General features: G+C 35.1%; 19 protein-coding genes. 4 read left to right on the forward strand and 15 right to left on the reverse strand.

The features are described 5' to 3' along the window. Window positions 1–23: 23 nt before the first annotated feature. The 14 genes from K5S59_RS26650 to K5S59_RS26715 form a co-directional block, all read right to left on the reverse strand. Window positions 24–638 carry a peptidoglycan DD-metalloendopeptidase family protein gene (locus K5S59_RS26650; protein ID WP_000866130.1) on the reverse strand — a complete coding sequence of 205 codons (615 nt, stop codon included), beginning with the start codon at window positions 636–638 and terminating at the stop codon, window positions 24–26. An 84-nt stretch (window positions 639–722) separates the two neighbouring features. Next, a complete protein-coding gene (locus K5S59_RS26655) occupies window positions 723–1,304 on the reverse strand; it encodes a cob(I)yrinic acid a,c-diamide adenosyltransferase (RefSeq protein WP_000781293.1) in 582 nt (193 codons plus the stop codon). Window positions 1,305–1,440: 136 nt separating this feature from the next. Further along, window positions 1,441–3,216, reverse strand: coding sequence for a sensor histidine kinase ResE (gene resE / locus K5S59_RS26660; protein WP_098258217.1), 1,776 nt, complete (start codon window positions 3,214–3,216; stop codon window positions 1,441–1,443). Next, window positions 3,216–3,932: a DNA-binding response regulator ResD gene (gene resD / locus K5S59_RS26665; RefSeq protein WP_000426862.1), complete on the reverse strand. Its 717-nt coding sequence runs from the start codon at window positions 3,930–3,932 to the stop codon at window positions 3,216–3,218. The genes resE and resD overlap by 1 nt, the downstream gene beginning before the upstream one ends. 302 nt (window positions 3,933–4,234) lie before the next feature. Continuing rightward, window positions 4,235–5,392: a cytochrome c biogenesis protein ResC gene (gene resC, locus K5S59_RS26670; protein ID WP_000250070.1), complete on the reverse strand. Its 1,158-nt coding sequence runs from the start codon at window positions 5,390–5,392 to the stop codon at window positions 4,235–4,237. Between the two features lie 14 nt (window positions 5,393–5,406). Beyond that, on the reverse strand, window positions 5,407–7,032 hold the full coding sequence (gene resB / locus K5S59_RS26675) for a cytochrome c biogenesis protein ResB (RefSeq protein WP_098258219.1): 1,626 nt from the start codon (window positions 7,030–7,032) through the stop codon (window positions 5,407–5,409). A gap of 121 nt (window positions 7,033–7,153) precedes the next feature. Continuing rightward, window positions 7,154–7,675 carry a thiol-disulfide oxidoreductase ResA gene (gene resA, locus K5S59_RS26680; protein ID WP_097845513.1) on the reverse strand — a complete coding sequence of 174 codons (522 nt, stop codon included), beginning with the start codon at window positions 7,673–7,675 and terminating at the stop codon, window positions 7,154–7,156. Window positions 7,676–7,769: 94 nt separating this feature from the next. Then, entirely contained in the window at window positions 7,770–8,498 is a 729-nt protein-coding gene (rluB, locus tag K5S59_RS26685) for a 23S rRNA pseudouridine(2605) synthase RluB (RefSeq protein ID WP_000440552.1), read from the reverse strand. Window positions 8,499–8,790: 292 nt separating this feature from the next. Beyond that, window positions 8,791–9,321, reverse strand: coding sequence for a spore maturation protein SpmB (gene spmB / locus K5S59_RS26690; RefSeq protein ID WP_000029511.1), 531 nt, complete (start codon window positions 9,319–9,321; stop codon window positions 8,791–8,793). Beyond that, window positions 9,318–9,914 (reverse strand): spore maturation protein SpmA, encoded by a 597-nt coding sequence (gene spmA / locus K5S59_RS26695; RefSeq protein WP_000247806.1) that lies wholly within the window; start codon window positions 9,912–9,914, stop codon window positions 9,318–9,320. Before spmA ends, spmB begins: the two co-directional genes overlap by 4 nt. After that, window positions 9,907–11,031: a D-alanyl-D-alanine carboxypeptidase DacB gene (gene dacB / locus K5S59_RS26700; RefSeq protein WP_001252609.1), complete on the reverse strand. Its 1,125-nt coding sequence runs from the start codon at window positions 11,029–11,031 to the stop codon at window positions 9,907–9,909. The genes spmA and dacB overlap by 8 nt, the downstream gene beginning before the upstream one ends. Window positions 11,032–11,142: 111 nt before the next feature. Then, a complete protein-coding gene (locus K5S59_RS26705) occupies window positions 11,143–12,057 on the reverse strand; it encodes a superoxide dismutase (protein ID WP_000082672.1) in 915 nt (304 codons plus the stop codon). Window positions 12,058–12,162: 105 nt separating this feature from the next. Further along, window positions 12,163–12,654 (reverse strand): YpuI family protein, encoded by a 492-nt coding sequence (locus K5S59_RS26710; RefSeq protein ID WP_000067571.1) that lies wholly within the window; start codon window positions 12,652–12,654, stop codon window positions 12,163–12,165. A gap of 21 nt (window positions 12,655–12,675) precedes the next feature. Continuing rightward, window positions 12,676–13,065: a hypothetical protein gene (locus tag K5S59_RS26715; RefSeq protein WP_000583793.1), complete on the reverse strand. Its 390-nt coding sequence runs from the start codon at window positions 13,063–13,065 to the stop codon at window positions 12,676–12,678. Between the two features lie 186 nt (window positions 13,066–13,251). Here K5S59_RS26715 and mprF point away from each other — a divergent pair, with 186 nt between their 5' ends. After that, the gene (gene mprF / locus K5S59_RS26720) at window positions 13,252–15,834 is read left to right on the forward strand and encodes a bifunctional lysylphosphatidylglycerol flippase/synthetase MprF (RefSeq protein WP_097845515.1); all 2,583 of its coding nucleotides are present in this window, start codon (window positions 13,252–13,254) and stop codon (window positions 15,832–15,834) included. A 4-nt stretch (window positions 15,835–15,838) separates the two neighbouring features. Here the strand turns inward: mprF and K5S59_RS26725 are convergent, their stop codons facing one another. Then, the gene (locus K5S59_RS26725; RefSeq protein WP_000232615.1) at window positions 15,839–16,627 is read right to left on the reverse strand and encodes a thioredoxin domain-containing protein; all 789 of its coding nucleotides are present in this window, start codon (window positions 16,625–16,627) and stop codon (window positions 15,839–15,841) included. Between the two features lie 175 nt (window positions 16,628–16,802). Here K5S59_RS26725 and deoD point away from each other — a divergent pair, with 175 nt between their 5' ends. From deoD to K5S59_RS26740, 3 genes are all read left to right on the forward strand, one after another. Then, complete coding sequence (gene deoD / locus K5S59_RS26730) at window positions 16,803–17,510, forward strand: purine-nucleoside phosphorylase (protein WP_000110707.1); 708 nt, start codon at window positions 16,803–16,805, stop codon at window positions 17,508–17,510. Window positions 17,511–17,666: 156 nt separating this feature from the next. Further along, entirely contained in the window at window positions 17,667–19,478 is a 1,812-nt protein-coding gene (locus K5S59_RS26735; protein WP_000797537.1) for a sensor histidine kinase, read from the forward strand. Window positions 19,479–19,585: 107 nt separating this feature from the next. Next, window positions 19,586–20,116 (forward strand): tyrosine-type recombinase/integrase, encoded by a 531-nt coding sequence (locus tag K5S59_RS26740; protein WP_000806236.1) that lies wholly within the window; start codon window positions 19,586–19,588, stop codon window positions 20,114–20,116. Window positions 20,117–20,146 lie beyond the last annotated feature (30 nt).

A 20,146-nucleotide genomic window follows, 5' to 3' on the forward strand; every position in this document is an offset into this window, starting at 1 on the left:
AGCTAGTTTAACTAGCTCTTTTTTTACTTTACGTATAATTGTTGATTTGGATAAATCCGATCTTGCTGCAGTCCATTTTTTTCTTTAACTTCCTTAACTGACATACTAAATTTCCGTGCAATACTAACTAAAGTGTCCCCTTTTTGGACGACATATAAGGATGAGGAAACAACTTCATTTCTCTGTTCATTTAGAACAAGCAATGGATTCATCGCATTCTTTTTCGCCATCGTCCATCTTCCTTGATGAACTTCTAAATGTAAGTGTGCACCTCTCGATTCTCCTGTATTTCCTACTTCTCCAATTATTCCTCCTTTTGAAATATAATCCCCTTGAACTACATATCTCTTATTTAAATGTGCATACACGGCCTCATATTCTCCATGTTTAATAAATACAACGTTTCCATAACTACTTGAATAATAAGACTTTGTTACCTTACCTTCTTGAATAGCTGCCACAGGCGCGCCAATCGGTGCCGCTATATCTATACCGTAGTGTTTTCCATGCCTTGTCCCAAAATAATCACTTATCTGCCCTTCAACAGGCCATGCCCATCGATTTCCCTCTGCGTACACATGTAATTGAGATAATAACAATACCGTCAATAACATGACACCACATTTTAACACTTTCATATACATCCTCCGTTTTCTAATTAACACCATACCTTCTCTATTTTGGTATATTACAGAAAAAAGTATACAAAAAAAGAAAGTGAATCACTCCACTTCCTTCTCTTTTTTATCACGAAAAACGATTGCACTGCGATTATACTCCACATCTTTTACTTGTAATCGAGCGTTTATTACTCTAGCTACCGCAAACAAATAATCAGATAATCTATTTACATACTTTAGAACAACTTCATTTATTTCCCCTTCTTTTTGCAAGGACACTACACATCGTTCTGCTCGCCTTACAACTGTACGTGCAATATGAATAGCAGCTGCCGCTTCGCTTCCACCTGGTAAAATAAAACGCTCTAACGGCGGTGCTTCTTCTATATACGAATCAATCCTTCTTTCTAAGCTTTCAACCATTTCAAGCGTTACTTTATAAGGAGCTTTCCCCTCTACTATCGCCAAGTCTCCCCCGCAATCAAATAATTCATGTTGAATATTTTCAAGTTCATTGTAAATATCTCCAAAAGACCCGCCTTGTAGCTTAGTCATTGCATATCCAATATGAGAATTCGACTCATCTATCGTGCCATATGCTTCAACTCTAATATTATCTTTATCCACTCTGCCGCCTATTACACTTGTTGTACCTTTATCTCCTGTTTTCGTGTATAATTTCATCGCTTCACGACACCCCTCTTATTATTCTTCATTCGACTAAGATAGAAAAAAGTTCTACTATTATTTATTTAATTGATTTTACAAAAAAATAAAAAACAGTAGAACTTTATTCATTATCAACTTTAAAAACACATATCTAAATTATACGATTCGGTAAATATACAGAGAATGTAGTTCCCTCTCCAACAACACTTGAAACAGCAATTTTACCATCATGGCCTTGCACAATATTTTTTGCAATCGCAAGCCCGAGCCCTGTTCCACCTTTTTTTCCACGTGTTCTTGCTTTATCAGCTTTATAGAAACGATCAAATAAAAATGGAATATCTTCTTCTGGAATGCCAGCGCCCGAATCTTGTACTTCAAAAGTAAGACCATTATTTTTCGTATCAATTACAAGCGTTACATGTCCGCCTGCATTCGTATGACGAATTGCGTTATCAATTAAATTCGTCAATACTTGTTCCATACGATCTGCATCAAACGGGTATTGCTCAATTGGATTTTGGAAATCAACGGTTAATACGACTTCTTTATCCTTTGCAATTCCTTGGAATTTACGACCTATTTTTTCAACGAAAGGATGAATATCAACTTCACCTATATGTAACTCTACATTACCACTTTCCATACGCGCTAAATCTAATAATTCATTTACAAGTTTACCTAAACGAACGGATTCATCATAAATGATTTGAACAAACTCATTTATTTCTTCTTTCGTTTGCACAATATCATCTAAAATCGCTTCACTATATCCTTGAAGCATTACCATCGGTGTACGAAGTTCATGTGATACGTTCGCAATAAAGTCTTGACGCATCTTCTCAAGACGACGTTCTTCCGTCATATCACGTAATACAGCTACAGCACCACGAATTTTCGTTTGGTTGTAAAGCGGCGTCATAAGAACTACATAGTTACCTTTTTGTAAATTAATTTCAACCACTTGTTGTTGTTCACTTTCTACAACGAGATGGAATAGTTCAACAAGTTCAGAAGGTAGTTTTTTACTGAGCTCTACTTCCTTTTCCTCTTGCCAAACTTGTAAGAAATGTTCAGCCGGCGGATTGATTACAACGACTTCACCTTCTTGATTTAACGTAATAACCCCATCTGCCATACTACTTAAAATACTAGCTAACTGTTCTTTTTCTTGCTGCAGGGCATTCATATTAAACTTCAACTGTTTCCCCATTTGATTTAAGGCTGTTGCAAGCTCACCAATCTCGTCCTGAGATACCATAGGAGCTTTCGCATCAAACTTCCCACGCGCGACCTCAAAAGCAACTTCACGCATTTTACGGAGTGGTGCTGTAATTCGAGTAGATAAGAAGAATGCAAAGAACGTTGTTAATATAATCGCAATCCCTGCTGATAAGAATATAAAATCAGTCGTTCTCTCCATACCTTGTATCGGTACTTGTAAAGATTCGTATACGAACACTGCACTTTTATTTTTTGAATGCACTGGTTTTCCGACAATCATAATATCATTTTCAGTATTTTTATTCTTTCTACTATTAGAGGCTTTTCTAATGTTATTCTTAATTTCTTTCTTGTCTGTAAAAACAGCCGCTAATTCTTTATCTTCTTTCAAATCATCCATTGTAAGAGTGACTAACCCTTCTTGTTTCGGCGAAGAAGATATTTCTTTACCATCTTCTACAATAATGATCCTTGAAAGTGGATCAGAGAATTTGTACGCGATATTCTCAATTGTTTTTACATCGGCACCTTCTTCAATTAACTCTGAAACACTTGTTGCAACTTTTTGAAGCCTAGCTTCACTCATATCAACATAATATGTTCTAAAAAACTGTGAAAGTAAAATCGCAACAAATCCAAGCACAAACGAAACGAGAAGTAATATGGTCATCCATAATTTCCCTACTACACTTCTCCAAAGCATCAGTCGTTCACAACCTCAAACTTGTAACCTACGCCCCAAACGGTAACAATCATTTTCGCAGCATCTGGTGATTTTTTGCTTAACTTCTCACGTAAACGCTTTACATGCGTATCAACTGTACGTAAATCTCCGAAGAATTCATATTGCCATACTTCTTTTAACAATTGCTCACGATCAAATACCTTATCAGGCGCTTTCGCTAAGAATAATAGTAATTCGTACTCTTTCGGTGTTAAGTTTACTTCATTACCATCTGCTGTAACACGGTGTGCATCATTATCAATTGTTAAATGAGGGAACACAGTAACATCTTTTGTCGTTGTATCTTGTGTAAAGAATGTTGTTGGTACAGAACGGCGTAATACCGCTTTCACACGAAGCACTACTTCACGTGGGCTAAATGGTTTCACAATATAATCATCAGTTCCTACCTCAAACCCTTGTACTCGGTTTACTTCTTCACCTTTCGCTGTCAACATAATAATTGGCGTCGCTTTCTTCTCACGAACCCCTTTACACACTTCAATACCATCTTTACCAGGCATCATAAGATCTAATAGGATCAAATCGTAATCATTTTGTAACGCCATTTCTAAAGCTGTATCACCATTATCCGCTTCTTCAATTGTGTATTGTTCTCTTTCTAAATACATTTTCAACAAACGACGAATACGATCCTCATCGTCTACAATTAAAATTCTTGATTCATTTTCCATTTTTACCCGTTGCGTACTTTTACGACAACGGTTTACACCTACCCTTCTACACTATTATGTTGCGCTATTCTCGTTTATTTAAGCAATCTTCTAAATGTTTCGCTTTCCATATTATGCTTCACAAGAATAATAAAGTTTGTTCAATTTTTTTCCAAAACTATGTATTTTTTTTGAACAGTATATAATGTCCTCGACATCATTTTACAAAATCAACCGCTACTTTGTCATGTTTTTCTCAAAAAAGAAGAAAAGTTGACAAAAATAAAATAGGAAAGTGACATTCACTCTCCTATTTTATTTCTCTATGCGTATGAATGTAAACCCGCGATAATTAAGTTTACTACAATAAAGTTAAACATAATGATCGCAAAACCAATTACCGCTAACCACGCTGACTTCTCTCCATGCCACCCTTTTGATAAACGTAAATGTAATACCGCCGCATAAAAGAGCCAAGTAATAAGCGCCCAAACTTCTTTTGGATCCCAGCCCCAAAAACGTGTCCACGCTATTTGTGCCCAAATCATCGCAAAAATTAATGCACCTAATGTGAAAACTGGGAATCCAATTGCAATAGATCGATATCCGATTTCATCTAGTAAATCACTATTCGTATGCTTTACTAACGGCTGAAGCGCCGCTGATACTCGTTTCCGTAAAACAAGTCTTAATACAATATAAAGTAACGTTCCTACTAACACAGACCAAATTACAGTATTTAATTTTTTCGCATTTACAATCGCTGGAACTTCAACTGTCGGCTCTAATTTATTTTCTGTCAATAACTTCCCTTCATGCGGTCCAACTAAAGCAGGAAGGTTGTACTTCATCTCCACTTGTTGTTCATTTTTATCAATCCATTGAAATTTCGCTTCATATTTCATACTAGAAAATACCGTTGTTACTCCAATAAATCCAACTGTACAAACAAGTGTGAACACGACCGCTTCTAACCAAAATGTACGTTTCGTTCTTTTTGATTGATCTACATTTTTCAATAAATACATAACGCCTGTAATAAAACTAATCGCTAAGATTGCTTGTCCTGCAGCCGCAGTCGTTACGTGAATATGTAACCAATTACTTTTTAAAGATGGAATAAGCGGAGATATTTCCCGCGGAAACATACTCGCATAGGCAATTAATAAAAGCGCAACTGGTAATGCAAATAGTCCGATTATACTTACACGGTACATAAAATACATGACAATAAATGCTCCGACAAGCATCATGCCGAAAAACGTACCGAATTCAAAAAAGTTACTAACCGGTGCATGTCCTGATGCAATCCATCTCGTAACAAAATATACTGTTTGTGCAATAAACCCTAAAATTGTAATCGTTATTCCTATATTTGCCCATTTATGACCTTTTTCTTTAATTGCTCCTCCGAAAAATAGAGTTGCAATTAAATATAAAATAAATGCGGTAAAGAGAAAGTTACTACTTATTTGCACCATATCGTTTCCCCACCTTAACTAATTTTTTTATCTACTACTTTATCGCTTGGCTGCGGAATTGCTGTACCTTCTAGTACTCTTTCAATATCTTTCTTTAAACCGAACCAATTTTTATTCGTATGTCCTGCAATCCACCATTCATCATTAACGCGTTGTATCCAAATACGGCGATGATTCCAATACATCCCTTGAATGACACCAACCATAAATATAAATCCTCCAATACCGAGAATCCAAAGCGTTAAATCTTTCCTTACAGTAAGTGCTGTTGCATTTTGCATTTCCACACCTGCAAACGACATTTTATATTTATTATTTCCATCAGGTTCTATATTTTGCTGAATACCAACAAAACTCACTTCACCATCTGGTGTTTCAGGCGTAAACATTTTAAACACAAATGCAGGGTTGTTTGGTAATTTCGTTTTTGTATTTGGTCTTCCACTCTCATCAAAATAAAAATCAGGGAAATAGCTTAATAATTCTAAAGAATAACCGTTTCCTAAATCATATTTTTCTGTAGGATTCGTTAAATCAACTTTAATCGGTCCCCACTTTTGATTATTTTCTTTGTTTTGCAAGTTAAAGGACATACTTTTAAATTCATTTTCTTTATAATCCACTTGATAAACAGCAAATCGATCAAATTTCATTGGCTCATTTACTCGAATTTCCGCTTCTTTTACTTTTTCTAATTTCGGTTTTTGTCCTGCTATATTTTCGCCGACCGCTTTATACAATACAGCATTCGTTTGGAAGTTTTTCGCAATCATCTTATCGCCTACACGATCAATCGCTTCATCATAAACTTCCTTGTCCTTACTTTTATCATAAACTTCCTTTATAAACTTCTCGTTTTTTAAATAGTATTGTCCATCCGTTCCGGGTATTTCTTTCGTTTCACCATCACGTAACCAAAGCGCTTCATCTACGTACATACTCGGTAAAAAACGGAGCATTGCACCGAATAAAAAGATAATGAGACCGATATGATTCACATATGGACCCCAGCGTGAAAACCGTCCCTTTTCAGCTAAAATGTTACCGTCTTCCACTTTCACGTTATAGTTCGTTTTCTTTAAATTCATTTGGATTTTTTCCAAATCACCATCTTGCGTTGTACCAGTGCCGTATAATCTTTGTCTCTTTAAAAAACTAGGGTGTCTTTTCACCCCTTGCTTCTTTAAGGCTTTATAAAGCGGAATGACACGATCTAAACTGCATATCACAAGTGAAATACCAATTGAAGCAATTAAAATCATATACCACCACGAACCGTATAAATTATTAAATCCTAATTGATAGTATAATTGCCCTAAAAATCCATATTCTTGCTTATAATATTCAGCTGGTGCAATCCCTGGAGTTATGTACATTTCTTGCGGAAAAATAGTTCCAATCGCCGATGCAGCTAAAGTAATTACAATGAGCCATACACCCACTTTTACAGAAGAGAAAAAGCTCCAAATTTTATCGACTATCGTTTTTGTTTGCGTGAGAGATCTCCGAGCACTTCCCTCATAGCGCATATCCAATAGTTTTATATTTTCATTGCTTTCAAATGGTTTCCCACATGCTTCACAAAAAACAGTTCCTATTGGATTAACATGTCCACATTCACACTTAATTTCTTTCAACACTCTCACCGCCCCTGTATCTATATGTACTATTGTATATTCTAACCTCAAGTTACCGCAATACTCAGAATTTTTAAACCAGAGGCACTATATGAATGCACCTCGTATGTAAAGGCTTTCTTTATTACGGAGTAATTTTCTTTAAATACTCCTCTAATTGTTCTATCGTTTGTTCACCTTTAATCTCTTGAATCACCTTACCATCCTTATCAATCAAGAAGCTTGTTGGTAATGGTATTACTCCATACGTTTTTATAATTTCTCCACCTTTATCAATTGCGACTGGGAACTTAAGATCGTATTGTTTCACAAAATTCTTAACAGCAATATCTGTTTCATCTGCATCTAACGCAATAATTTCAACGCCTTTTTCTTTATACTTTGGATATAATTCATTCATATAAGGCATTTCTTTTTCACACGGTTTACACCAAGTGCCCCAAAAGTTTAAAAATACACCTTTTCCCTTTAAATCTTTTAATTCAATTTTCTTTCCTTCTAAATCTGTTACAACAAAATTAGGTGCTTCTTTTCCGATTTGCATTTTCTCTTCTTTAGTGAAATATCCTTGATAAAGTGTAAATCCTACAGCACCGCATAAAATGAGTAGAATAATAATGCGAAATAATAAGCGATTTTTTTTCATATTGTCTCCCCTCTCTTCGACGAGTGATAAATATATGTATGTTTTAATAAATCACCAGCGGAACATTCCACTGGTGAAAGTTTCACACTATCGATTAGCGCGGCTTTGTAGAAGCCAATGCACGTAATTGTTTCACCTCATGTGGTGACAATTCTCTCGCATCACCAGGGCGCAAGCTACCCACTTCTAAAAAGGCATAGCGTTCACGCTTTAGTTTCACTACTTTACAATCTAACGCTTCAAACATGCGGCGTACTTGACGATTACGTCCTTCATGAATCGTTAATTGTACAATCGCAGTCTCTTTACGCTTGTCCCAAGAAATAATTTTCACTTGTGCTGGCGCTGTTTTCCCATCTTCTAATGCAACACCTCGTTCTAACATGCGAATTTTCTCACCTGTTAATGGCCCTTTAATTTTTGCAACATACGTTTTTTCAACTTTATATCTCGGATGCATTAATACATTTGCAAATTCCCCATCATTTGTCATCAATAATACGCCAGACGTATCATAATCTAAGCGTCCGATTGGGAATAAACGTTGTCTAATTTCAGGGAAAAAGTCTGTTACAACACTTCTTCCTTTATCATCTGATACACTTGAAATTACGCCAGTTGGTTTATATAGTAAAAAATAAACAGGTTCTTCTTTTTCAAGAGGGATGTTATTTACTTCTACTTTATCTTGAGGAGTTACTTTCGTTCCTAACTCCTTCACTATTTTTCCATTCACTTTTACTTTTCCTTGCTGAATTAATTCCTCAGCCTTTCTTCTCGATGCAATACCTGCTTGCGCAATCACTTTTTGTAATCGTTCCATTTCTTTTTTTCACCTCGAATTTATCTTACCTTACATTAGAAAGACTTGGCAACCGCATACGCTTGACGGCTATTCGCTTCATCTTACTTAAACAACATAGCGATGATAATAAACATATAAAGGGCAAATCATGTTTTTACCTTTTATTATTGTCCATATTCTTCATATTGCTCACAATAAAAGTTCATCATTTTGTCAAAAATACCGCATAAAAAAACCACTATTAAGCAACACCTTAATAGTGGTCGTATACGTATTATAAGCGAAATATCATAAAAAATGAATAGCCGCCTTACTTAAACATTAAAGAAACAAACACAATCGAACAAATAATTCCTATTAAATCGGCGAAAAGTCCTACTTTTAATGCATCTCCCATTTTTCTAATTCCAACAGCTCCGAAGTATACTGTTAAAATATAAAAAGTCGTATCTGTACTCCCTTGCATCGTAGAAGCCAATCTTCCAATAAACGAGTCTGGCCCATATGTGGCAATTAAGTCGGTCGTAATACTTAAACCTGCAGAGCCTGAAATAGGGCGTATAAGTGCTAGTGGAACAATTTCTGCTGGGACATGAATTAAATCTAACATCGGCTTCATTACTGATATCATTGCATCTAATGCACCTGAAGCTCGAAATATAGAAATAGATACAAGCATCCCAACCATAAACGGTAAAATGGAGATTGCAATTTGAATTCCTTCTTTTCCTCCCTCAACGAACGATTCATAGGTTGGCACTTTCTTTATCGTGCCATATAAAAGGATAAAACCAATTACACAAGGGATTACCCATAATGAAATTGTATTTACAATACTCATTTTTTCCGCCCCTTCCTACTCCTTCTTCGGTAAAAATAGCGGTCAATCCAAATCGCTCCGATCATAGAGAGTACTTGTGCAATGAATGTTACCCCAACAATTTCAGTAGGATTCGCTGATTCATACGTCATTCGAATCGAAATGACAGTAGTAGGAATTAAAGTAATCGCTGATGTATTTAACGCGAGAAACGTTACCATAGAACGGCTCGCCGAATCCTTCCCTCCATTTAATTCTTTCAATTGTTCCATCGCTTTAATACCAAGAGGGGTCGCTGCATTCCCTAATCCAAAAAAGTTTGCCATCATATTCGATAAAATAAATCCCATTGACGGATGATCTTTCGGTATTTCTGGAAACAATCTTTTTACGATCGGCATAAAAAGTGACACTAACTTTTTTAACAACCCTGCTTCCTCTGCAATTTTCATTAAACCAAGCCAAAATACTAAAACACTAATGAGTCCTATACAAATTGTTACTGCGTCTTTTGCTCCGTCAAATACAGCTTTATTTATTGCTTCCATCGTTCCATTTATCATGGCATATACGATCCCTATGACTGCCATCGCTACCCATACGAGATTAACCATTGCTCCCAACACCTATCATATGAGAAAAAATTTCTTTCACATTATTCCAGTACATTCCCGTTGTAGCTACTAACTTTCGTTTACTATAAAATAAATTCCGTTCTCCAACTTTCTCATTGCCAACATAAATTTCTGTCTTCCCAACCTTTACGCCATCCTTAAGTTTTGCACTTTTATCGAGTTCAACTTTTAATACGACATCCTTTCTTTCTTGCTCAGTTAATGGCACCGCAAAACTATTTTTCGTATAAACATGATTGGCATATTTCTTTTCAGTTATTTCAGCAAGGGCTCCTTGTCCTACAACGTTCGTTTGCTTGAAACGTTCAAAACCTTTATCAAATAAATTCATATGATCATCCCAATCGCTAGAAGCACTCAAAGTTACGACAATTAGATCTAGTCCATCTTTTGATGCTGTTGTAACAAGCGTCCGCCCTGCTTTCTTCGTAAAACCTGTTTTTCCTCCTGTTGCAAATTCATAATACGACGTCACGAGTTTATGTTTGTTTTTCCACGGATAATCCCACGAATCTGATTTATACGTTTTTGTCCCAAAAATCTTCTTAAATGTTTCGTTCCCCATTGCATACTTCGTTAAAAGTGCCATATCATAGGCCGACGAATAATGGGACCCATCTCCATCCAAACCATGTGGGTTTGAAAAGTGAGTATCTTTCATTCCAATTTGTTTCGCCTTTTCATTCATTAAATATACGAACCCTTCTATACTCCCTCCTACATTTTCAGCAATTACTTGTGCTGCATCATTACCAGATCTAAGCATGAGTCCGTATACTAAATCCTCTAACTTCACTTTCTGTCCAGGTTTTAAATAAATTGCTGAGCCTTCTACTCTCACCGCTTCATTACTAACCGATACCATTTCTTTCATTTTTCCTGATTCAGCAGCTAACAACGCTGTCATAATTTTTGTTATACTAGCAATTTTTTGTGACTCATGTTCTGCTTTCCCGTATAATACACGACCTGACTGTTGTTCCATTAATACAGCATTTCGAGCACTGACATTACTGTTCATCTTTGCATATGTAGGAATTGGCATAACGCTTGCGTACATAATAAGAAGCATGATTATTACACAAATTCGTCTCATATTTCCCCCCACGTCCTTTTGGCACTTTTTGTACAAGTGTATGCTTGGCCTTTTAAAATATGAACGAAATCTCTTGTCCCTCCCAATAAAAAAGACGCAGAAAACCTGCGTCTAATACGGTGTCCATTCAATTTGTTTCGCACTTTCAAATCTTTTTTCGACATCAGGCCAATTTACAACATTCCACCAGTTTTTAATATATTCATCTTTTCGATTTTGGTATTGTAAATAATACGCATGTTCCCACACGTCTAGTACGAGGAGCGGTATGGTATCCCATTGTGTAAATAATTGATGAAGTGTACTCTGCAAAATTTCTAATCTTCCAGATCGTGGCACCCAGACGAGAATCGCCCATCCTGATCCTTCTACTTTAGAGGCTGCTTCTGTGAAATGTTTTTGAAAACGTAAAAAACTCCCAAAATCTTGTTCGATCTGTTGCGAAAGAGCCCCTCTTGGACTTCCGCCGCCATCTTTTTTCATGTTATTCCAAAATATCGTGTGTAAGTAATGACCTGATCCATGAAAAGCCGCTTCTCTTTCCCAATGCTTAATTAAATCAAATTGATTCGTTTTTCTCGCTTCTTCCATCATCTTCTCTGCCTTATTTAATCCTTCCACGTAACTGCGATGATGTTTATCATGGTGTAACATCATAATTTCTCTAGAAATATAAGGTTCTAATGCATTATACGGATAAGGTAATGGTGGAAGTGTGTGCCCTCCAATTGGAACAGCTCGTTCACTATCCCCTCTTTCATATAGTTCATATTCCTCTTCTCCTTGCACGAATACTTCCTGCAAATGATGCTGAATATGTTCTACATCATCACTTATCTCATACATAAACTCTGCATCTGTATCATACTCATGCTCTTTCATACGATCTAATAACGTTTGAATTTTATAAGCAAGCATATGGACATCATACACTTCCATTGCACGGCTATCTAATACGTGAAGAACACTTTCACACCAGCTTTCTACTTCATGAAAGTAATCTGTAAATACACCTTGCTGACTCATGTTACACCTCCTTAATGCTATCCCCATAAATATATTCAAAGGAAATCCCTTATATAACTTTACAAAAGGAAAAGAAGCTAAGTTCCCTTAGCTTCTTTTTCGCAATTAATATTTGTGTAACATCTTTGTTTGGTAATCCGTCTCATAATATTCTAGTTCTTCACGCATCAATTGAAATTTACCTTCTAAACTCTTCATCACTTGCTCTACAGACGCTGGTGGCGTTTGTTGAAAAACGATGGAGTTTTTCCCTGTATAGGCAGACCTACTATTTTCATACCAATGATCACTCTTTGGTGAGAAAAACTCTGCAATTACTTGATGATAAATTTTATATAAAATTTTTTCAGCTGCTGTTTTTCGAAATGGCTGGCTATTTAACAAAACAAAACATGCATCATGCCCTTCTTCACAAAAAACGAGAAGACGTCTCATTGATGCTAATAACCCTTTATAATATTGCTCGTGCCCTGCCGGTGTTTCTTCTAATAAAGAAGGTAACGTATGATAATTTACATAATTGGTTATCAGTGTAATAACATCTTCTAAAAACATAGAAACTTGTTCCGTTTGATTTTCAACCATAAGATTAGACATTTTTCCCTCTCCTTTGCCATTTCACGCTATTTCTACTCTTTTATTTTTATGTAATTCAGCCAATATTTCTTGTACTTTCACCACTGTTCCCTCATCAAAATATTGTTGGAATTCTTCTATATTATTTACATACAAACGTTTTCGCAGGCGATGCTCATTCTCTTTCAGTAAACAACATATCGCTACAATATCCCGTAAATATATGTCTTGTTCTTCTACTTTATATACTGGATTTCCTTCAAAAGGAGTAATTTCTTGTAAAACTTCTTCAAAATATCGAACGTATAAAACAGAAAAAGTTCTCTCTTTATTATTTAATATATATGTCACTTCAGATCTATTAAAGAAATCTTCTGATGTATTAGGCTTTGCTTTCTCTAACTCATATCCCGCATAACCTATTATAATCATCTGCTTCCCCTCTCTTCCTTCTTTCAATTCATTTTAACTTAATTTTCTGACAAACGAAATACTCTTTTAAATATAACCGTTATAAAAAATAGCTTCCCTATACAGGAATTTACCTTTTTATTTTTCTTGAAGTTTGTCATAATAATATTATTGTCTCAGTTTTCTTATACAAGGAGAGTTGTATTTATGTCGTTTTCATGGAAACGTTTCTTACAAATCGGGAAAATTATCTTCCCATTTGTTGTATTAACAATTGTATTCTTTCAAGCAAAAAAAGAATTAGCAGGCATTTCTTTTTTAGAAGCAATCAATACAATTAAAAACATTCCAACCGGAGGAGTCTTTTTAGCAATTACACTTGGCGCATTTGCCGTATCAACAATGTTCTTTTATGACTATGTTATGCTTCGTTATTTAAAAGCTGATATACCAGTCCAAAAGATTTTCCGTATCTCATGGATTGCTAATACTTTAAATGGATTTATTGGATTTGGTGGTCTCGTTGGAGCTGGTGTACGCACAATGCTTTATCGTCCATACATAAAAGAAAATGGCAAACTTATTAAAAGTATCGCCTGGATGACAACTGCTTTTATTAACGGATTAGCCATTCTTTCATTCCTCGGTCTTATTGGAATATTAGACACAAGTTTTATTTTGCATGAAAAACCGTGGCTATGGCCTGTTCTTATCTTTTTCGCTCTTTTCGTCCCTATATATATCGGTTTTTCTAAACTTAAAAATAGAAAAACAAACCAAACCGAAGGACAAGAAGAAGCAGAAGAGAAAAACCCAACTGTTTTATACTCATTAGTTTCATTAGTCGAGTGGGTATCTGCTGGTATTGTTATGTACGTCATATTAATATTATTTGGCATCGATATCGAATTTCAAAAGTTTTTAGGTGTGTATGTAATTGCTGCTTTAGCTGGCGTTGTGAGTCTTGTGCCTGGTGGCCTTGGTTCATTTGATCTTGTCTTTTTAACTGGACTCGGACAGTATGGCATTGATACAGGCGTATTATTACCTGCTATGTTATTATATCGCCTCGTCTATTACATTTTACCTTTCTGTCTTGGTCTTATTTTTGCAGCTTTTGAAATGACAGGCGTGGCCATTAAAAAGTTTGAAGATAAACCTTTTATTGCGCCTGCATTAGAAACAACTGGTGTTATATGGACTTTGCAGCGTGATTTTCTAGGAAAATTAGGTTCATGGGCATCTGCTGCCTTAACAGTATTTGCTGGACTAATGGTTATTTTATCGACCATTCTACCAACAAGTATAAACAGAGCACACGCCTTACATATTCTAGCTCCAAAACCTCTTATTCAATTTTCTTTTAGCTTATCACTAACATTTGGTATTCTCCTGCTAATCCTTTCACGAGGCATATATTATGGAACAAAACGTTCTTACTATATGACGATTATTTCTTTAATCGGAGCAGCAATCTTTAATACGCTAAAAGGAATTGATATTGAAGAAACGTTTATTTTATTAATCGTACTCGCTGTATTATATATGCTTCGTAAAAGATTTGTACGCGAGAAAATGGAAGTCTCACTTTCTGATATGGTAAAAGTTTTTATATTCCTACTTATAACTTTATATTTATATAAAAACTTAGGTATTTTATTTGCAGGTGCAAAAGAAGCCTTTAAACCTGATTTTGTCGTTCGTAATATTACACAAGTGAAACGAAGTGCATTAGCAGCTGCCTTTTTCGTTCCTACTTTTTTACTGATTGGCTCACTCATTGCCAACCGTTATCGAAATGAATTTCCCGGGCAACCAGCGAATGATAAAAGATTGCAAAACTTCTTAGATGAACATGACGGAAATGTACTTAGTCATTTAGGATTTTTAGGGGATAAACAATTCTTCTTCAGTAGTGATGGGAAAGCGCTCCTTCTCTTCTCTATAACGGGAAAACGTCTTGTTGTGCTAGGTGATCCAATTGGGGATCCTTCCTCCTATCGTACTGTGTTACAAGAGTTTTTAGCTGAGGCTGACCGATTTGGATACATTTGTGTATTCTACCAAATCGAAAGTAAATGGATGAGTTTATATCATGATTTTGGTTATAACTTCTTTAAGCTTGGTGAAGAAGCTGTCGTTGATTTAAATACATTTACAATAACAGGAAAAAAACGCGCCGGTATGCGAGCGACTTTCAACCGTTTTGAAAGAGAAGGCTATACATTCTCTATTCACCAGCCACCATTCTCAGATGAACTTTATGAAGAGTTAAAAAAAGTTTCAGAGGCATGGCTCGGTGGTAAAAAAGAGAAAGGCTTTTCACTTGGATACTTTGATCGTGAATATATTAGCCGAGCACCTATCGCTACATTATCTGATGCAGATGGAAAAATCATCGCATTTACAACCTTTATGCCGGTATATCAAGACGGATCATTGTCTGTTGATTTAATGCGATATTATCCAGATGCACCTAGTGGCATTATGGATGCAATTTTCATTCACCTATTCCAGTGGGCCAAAGAAAATGAATACCATTCCTTTAATATTGGTATGGCACCACTTTCAAATGTAGGTTTATCGACACAATCTTTCTGGTCTGAACGAGTTGCTGCTGCCATCTTTAATAATGTTCGTTATACGTATAGTTTCAGCGGGCTACGTCATTTTAAAGAAAAATATAAACCAGCATGGAGCGGCAAATATTTAGCATTTAGAAAGAATCATTCTTTACCAATTACAATGCTCTCTGTAACAAAATTAATAGGAAAACGAAAAAACAGCTAAACATTTAGCTGTTTTTTCGTTTTTGAACTTGTACAATAAATTCTTTTTCATATTTCTTACCATTTATATAGAAATCTCCCCATATTTTATACGTTCCTTCGACAGGAAATGTAATACGATATTGTAATTGCTCATCTGTATCCACAGGTATTGCATATAAAAAGTTCTCTCTTGTTTCGTCCACGATATAGAGCGCCTCTACTTCTCCTCTCTCTGAATGTAATTTCAATTTTTCACCCTTTTTCGCTTGGAATTGAAATGTTAACGTCGCTGGTTCATTCGGATGCAAGGCACCAAATAATAGAGAAACTTCATACTCCCCTATTTTTTTTGTAAGCACACTATCGATTGGAAATTTTACTTTTTTCTTATTTTTCTCCTCTATTTCTCTCCCAAAATCTTTCTTTGCAAATGATTCTACAGACTTATTTTTGTCTTCATATAAAAATATTGTATATCCTTCATCTTTCACTATTTTGGAAGAAACCTTATATGATCCATTCCCTGCAAATGTAGGTTTCATTTGTTGTACATGTTTTAATTGTCCGTCTACAATAACTGCCCGAATTTGATCATTCACACCACGAACTTCGTTATTTTTATTATTTAGTAATTGAAACGAAATAGCTACTTTCTCATTTCCTTTTCCATTTGACACATCCCATTTTACTTCCTGAACATCACCTACAGTCTCTGTAGTTTCCTGATACTTCTTTATGTAAAATCCTCCTACTACAATAAAAAGCAAAGCAACAAGTCCAATGACAAGATTTTTCAAAACATCACCTACCATTTTTATTGTCTCTGTTCATACAAAACTTCTTACATATATATTCTAGATTATGATTTATGAAATCCTCCTGCTTTGCACATATTACAAATAATTAAAAGATTTTAATTGAAAGGATTGATAGTGTATAATGCAAATGATATTGATTTCTATCAATACATTATAAGGAGGACTTTTCATGAGTGTACATATTGAAGCAAAACAAGGCGAAATTGCTGAATCTATTCTATTACCTGGTGATCCATTACGTGCAAAATATATTGCTGAAACATTTTTAGAGGACGTTACTTGCTATAATAACGTGCGTGGTATGTTAGGTTTCACTGGAACTTATAAAGGAAAACGCGTATCTGTTCAAGGTACAGGTATGGGTGTTCCTTCTATTTCTATTTATGTAAACGAATTAATCCAAAGCTACGGAGTTAAAAATTTAATTCGCGTTGGAACTTGCGGTGCGATTCAAAAAGACGTAAAAGTACGTGACGTTATTATTGCAATGACAGCTTGTACGGATTCTAATATGAACCGTTTAACATTCCCAGGTTTTGATTTTGCACCAGCTGCAAACTTTGACCTGTTAAAGAAAGCTTACGATGCTGGAACTGAAAAAGGCTTACACGTTCGTGTTGGTAACGTTTTAACAGCAGATGTATTTTACCGCGAAAGCATGGACATGGTTAAAAAACTTGGAGATTACGGTGTACTAGCAGTAGAAATGGAAACAACTGCTCTTTACACATTAGCAGCGAAATATGGTGTAAATGCGTTATCTGTATTAACAGTAAGTGACCATATCTTCACTGGTGAAGAAACAACATCTGAAGAGCGTCAAACTACATTTAACGAAATGATTGAAATCGCTTTAGATGCAGCAATTCAACAATAATACATTAAAGAACTCGTCATACGTCTGTCGAGTTCTTTTTATGTGACTTTTTATATAAAACTACTTTCGGAAGAGACAGATTTTCTCCTCTACTTTTTTGTAACGTTTGTTATAATAAAGAAATCATTTACAGTATTTCTCACAAGAGGTGACGCAGTGAAAAACAGAAGTATAGTCTTTAAACTATTTTTATTAACATCAACATTATTTACAATCATATTCCTCCTTTTTTTCCTAGGACAATCTCTATTTTTAGAGAAATTTTATATTAATAAAAAGGTAAAAACCGTTCAAACTTCTTTTGAGAAGTTCGTAGATAATTACGAAAAAAGTGGTAAAAGTTATGAAGAAATTCGAAAACTAAAACAAGAATTTCATGATAAAACAAATGCCGAAATGCAGTTTTTAAATACGAACGGCATTATTAAAAGCGACAATAATTTTTACATTGATGTAATTAACCCTAAAAATAATAAACCATATTCCATTCCACTCAATAATCTTTTAACGCCCGAAGAATATAATAAATTCGAAAACTTAGGACTGAAAAAAGATGGGGTGATAAACGTCGTCGGTTTTGTACAAGATTCCACCATAACACCAATAGAATTGACGACAAACTATAATCGATGGCAAAACGAATATATCAACTCAGATTTTCAATCCATTAATGGCAACCCTGCTAAAAATAGACTTACAAGTCGATCCAAAACTGTAACTCAAATTGAGTTTACTGGTATTGTGTCTAAGTTACAGCTTCCATCCAAAGCGGATGTTCGTCTTGCAAATGACCTTGAAACATTACAAGCCGTTCAATATTTTGCAGAAATTATTAGAGATGGCACTACTAGCCCACAGCAATTAAGCCATTTCCTGCTAGATAGTGGAGAAAATATAAAGAATAGTATCTTTGTAAAACCTATTATGGAAAATGGAAAGATTAAAGAATACGCTTTTGCGGTAGCATCCTTGCAACCTGTTAATGAAGCAATGCTCGTTTTAAAGGATTATTATGTCTATGCCTTAATCATCGTATTTCTAGTAATTATTTTGTTATCCTTCTACTACTCAAAAATCATTGTGAAACCATTGATTAAAATGAATCGTGTTACAAAAAAAATGGCCAATTTTGATTTTAGCGAGAAATTACCTGTGACAGCAGACGATGAAATTGGTGGGCTTTCCGGCAGTATTAATACGCTATCTGTAAACTTAAAAGACCGAATTGATCGATTAAATGTTGCGAATACAAAATTACAACAAGATATTGAACGTGAACGTCAATTAGAGAAAACGCGAAAAGAATTCATTTCTGGTGTATCACACGAATTAAAAACACCACTCAGTGTAATTAGAAGTTTCGCTGAAGGAATTAAAGATGGCGTTAGTAAAGATACGACGTATTACACAGACGTTATTTTAGAAGAAACCGAAAACATGAACAGACTCATTGTTGAAATGTTAGAATTAGCAAAATTAGAATCAGGTACGTACAAACTAGATATGACGACATTCTCAATCGGTGAATTAATTCAACAAGTCTATACAAAGTTATTATTTAGCATGGAAGAAAAGCATTTACAAGTGAACATAGATGTAGACTCTTCTATATTTGTGAAAGCGAATCGTAGTCGTATTGAGCAAGTGGTTGTGAACTTACTTAGCAATGCAATTCGATATACGCCAGATGGAGAAAAAATACAAGTCTCTGTTATAGAAATGGAAGATACTGTAAAAGTCGAAATCGAAAACACAGGAAACCCTATCCCAGAAGACAGTCTTGAAAAAATTTGGGATCGTTTCTACCGTTTAGATGCATCTCGTAGCCGTCATACTGGTGGTACTGGTCTCGGATTATCTATTGTAAAAAACATTTTAGACCTCCACCATGCCGAGTACGGTGTATATAACACGAATAACAGTGTTGTATTCTACTTTAATTTACAAAAAGTAAAAGAAGTCAAATAATTTGTCTTAATTTCACTAGGAGTTCACATGAAATTCACACTCTCCCTTTATAGTAAGAAACAAGTTAATCCTTTCCTTTACACACATAAAAGAGGAGAGTGCGTGAAATGAAACAAGCAGGACAACCTATTCAAAATGAAAAACAATTAGAAACTATCAAAAATATACTTTTACAATCTTCGAAACGTGATGGCTTATTATTCGTATTAGCTGTAAATTCTGGCTTAAAAGTAAGTGAAATCTTACAATTAAAAGTTAGTGATGTAATCGATGAAAATGAAAATGTTCGCCATTCCATTTTATTTTACAATGAAAAAGTAAAGAAACATAAATGGTTTGCTGTAAATGAAGACTTACAGCACGCGATCGAAGACTACATGAAAGAACGTAAAACTTGGAAACGTAATGAACCATTATTAAAGTCTCAAAAAGGAACAAAATCTATTACGAGACAACATGCATGGTACATTTTAAACAAAGCTGCAAAAGAAGTTGGATTAGAAGGGATTAGCTCACATACACTTCGAAAAACTTGGGGATATTGTGCATACAAATCAGGTGTTGATATCGCATTTTTACAACATTTCTTTGATCATAGTACTCCATCAAAAACTTTAAAGTATATCGGTATTGCTTAATAACTCTTATACATAAAAAAGGTTACCATT

Origin of the sequence: Bacillus sp. BML-BC051 (genome assembly GCF_019656175.1) — a bacterium.
GTDB classification, from domain to species: domain Bacteria; phylum Bacillota; class Bacilli; order Bacillales; family Bacillaceae_G; genus Bacillus_A; species Bacillus_A mobilis.

Bases quoted from the DNA above. Each gene is read 5' to 3' on its own strand.
- K5S59_RS26740 (WP_000806236.1), top strand. From the start codon at position 19,586: ATGAAACAAGCAGGACAACCTATTCAAAATGAAAAACAATTAGAAACT.
- K5S59_RS26705 (WP_000082672.1), bottom strand. From the start codon at position 12,057: ATGAGTCAGCAAGGTGTATTTACAGATTACTTTCATGAAGTAGAAAGC.
- rluB (WP_000440552.1), bottom strand. From the start codon at position 8,498: ATGGAACGATTACAAAAAGTGATTGCGCAAGCAGGTATTGCATCGAGA.
- K5S59_RS26725 (WP_000232615.1), bottom strand. From the start codon at position 16,627: ATGGTAGGTGATGTTTTGAAAAATCTTGTCATTGGACTTGTTGCTTTG.
- spmA (WP_000247806.1), bottom strand. From the start codon at position 9,914: ATGGTTAATCTCGTATGGGTAGCGATGGCAGTCATAGGGATCGTATAT.
- resA (WP_097845513.1), bottom strand. From the start codon at position 7,675: ATGAAAAAAAATCGCTTATTATTTCGCATTATTATTCTACTCATTTTA.
- deoD (WP_000110707.1), top strand. From the start codon at position 16,803: ATGAGTGTACATATTGAAGCAAAACAAGGCGAAATTGCTGAATCTATT.
- K5S59_RS26650 (WP_000866130.1), bottom strand. From the start codon at position 638: ATGAAAGTGTTAAAATGTGGTGTCATGTTATTGACGGTATTGTTATTA.
- resC (WP_000250070.1), bottom strand. From the start codon at position 5,392: ATGGTGCAAATAAGTAGTAACTTTCTCTTTACCGCATTTATTTTATAT.
- dacB (WP_001252609.1), bottom strand. From the start codon at position 11,031: ATGAGACGAATTTGTGTAATAATCATGCTTCTTATTATGTACGCAAGC.
- K5S59_RS26715 (WP_000583793.1), bottom strand. From the start codon at position 13,065: ATGATTATAATAGGTTATGCGGGATATGAGTTAGAGAAAGCAAAGCCT.
- resE (WP_098258217.1), bottom strand. From the start codon at position 3,216: ATGCTTTGGAGAAGTGTAGTAGGGAAATTATGGATGACCATATTACTT.
- spmB (WP_000029511.1), bottom strand. From the start codon at position 9,321: ATGAGTATTGTAAATACAATTTCATTATGGGTAATCCCTTGTGTAATT.
- K5S59_RS26655 (WP_000781293.1), bottom strand. From the start codon at position 1,304: ATGAAATTATACACGAAAACAGGAGATAAAGGTACAACAAGTGTAATA.
- K5S59_RS26710 (WP_000067571.1), bottom strand. From the start codon at position 12,654: ATGTCTAATCTTATGGTTGAAAATCAAACGGAACAAGTTTCTATGTTT.
- mprF (WP_097845515.1), top strand. From the start codon at position 13,252: ATGTCGTTTTCATGGAAACGTTTCTTACAAATCGGGAAAATTATCTTC.
- resD (WP_000426862.1), bottom strand. From the start codon at position 3,932: ATGGAAAATGAATCAAGAATTTTAATTGTAGACGATGAGGATCGTATT.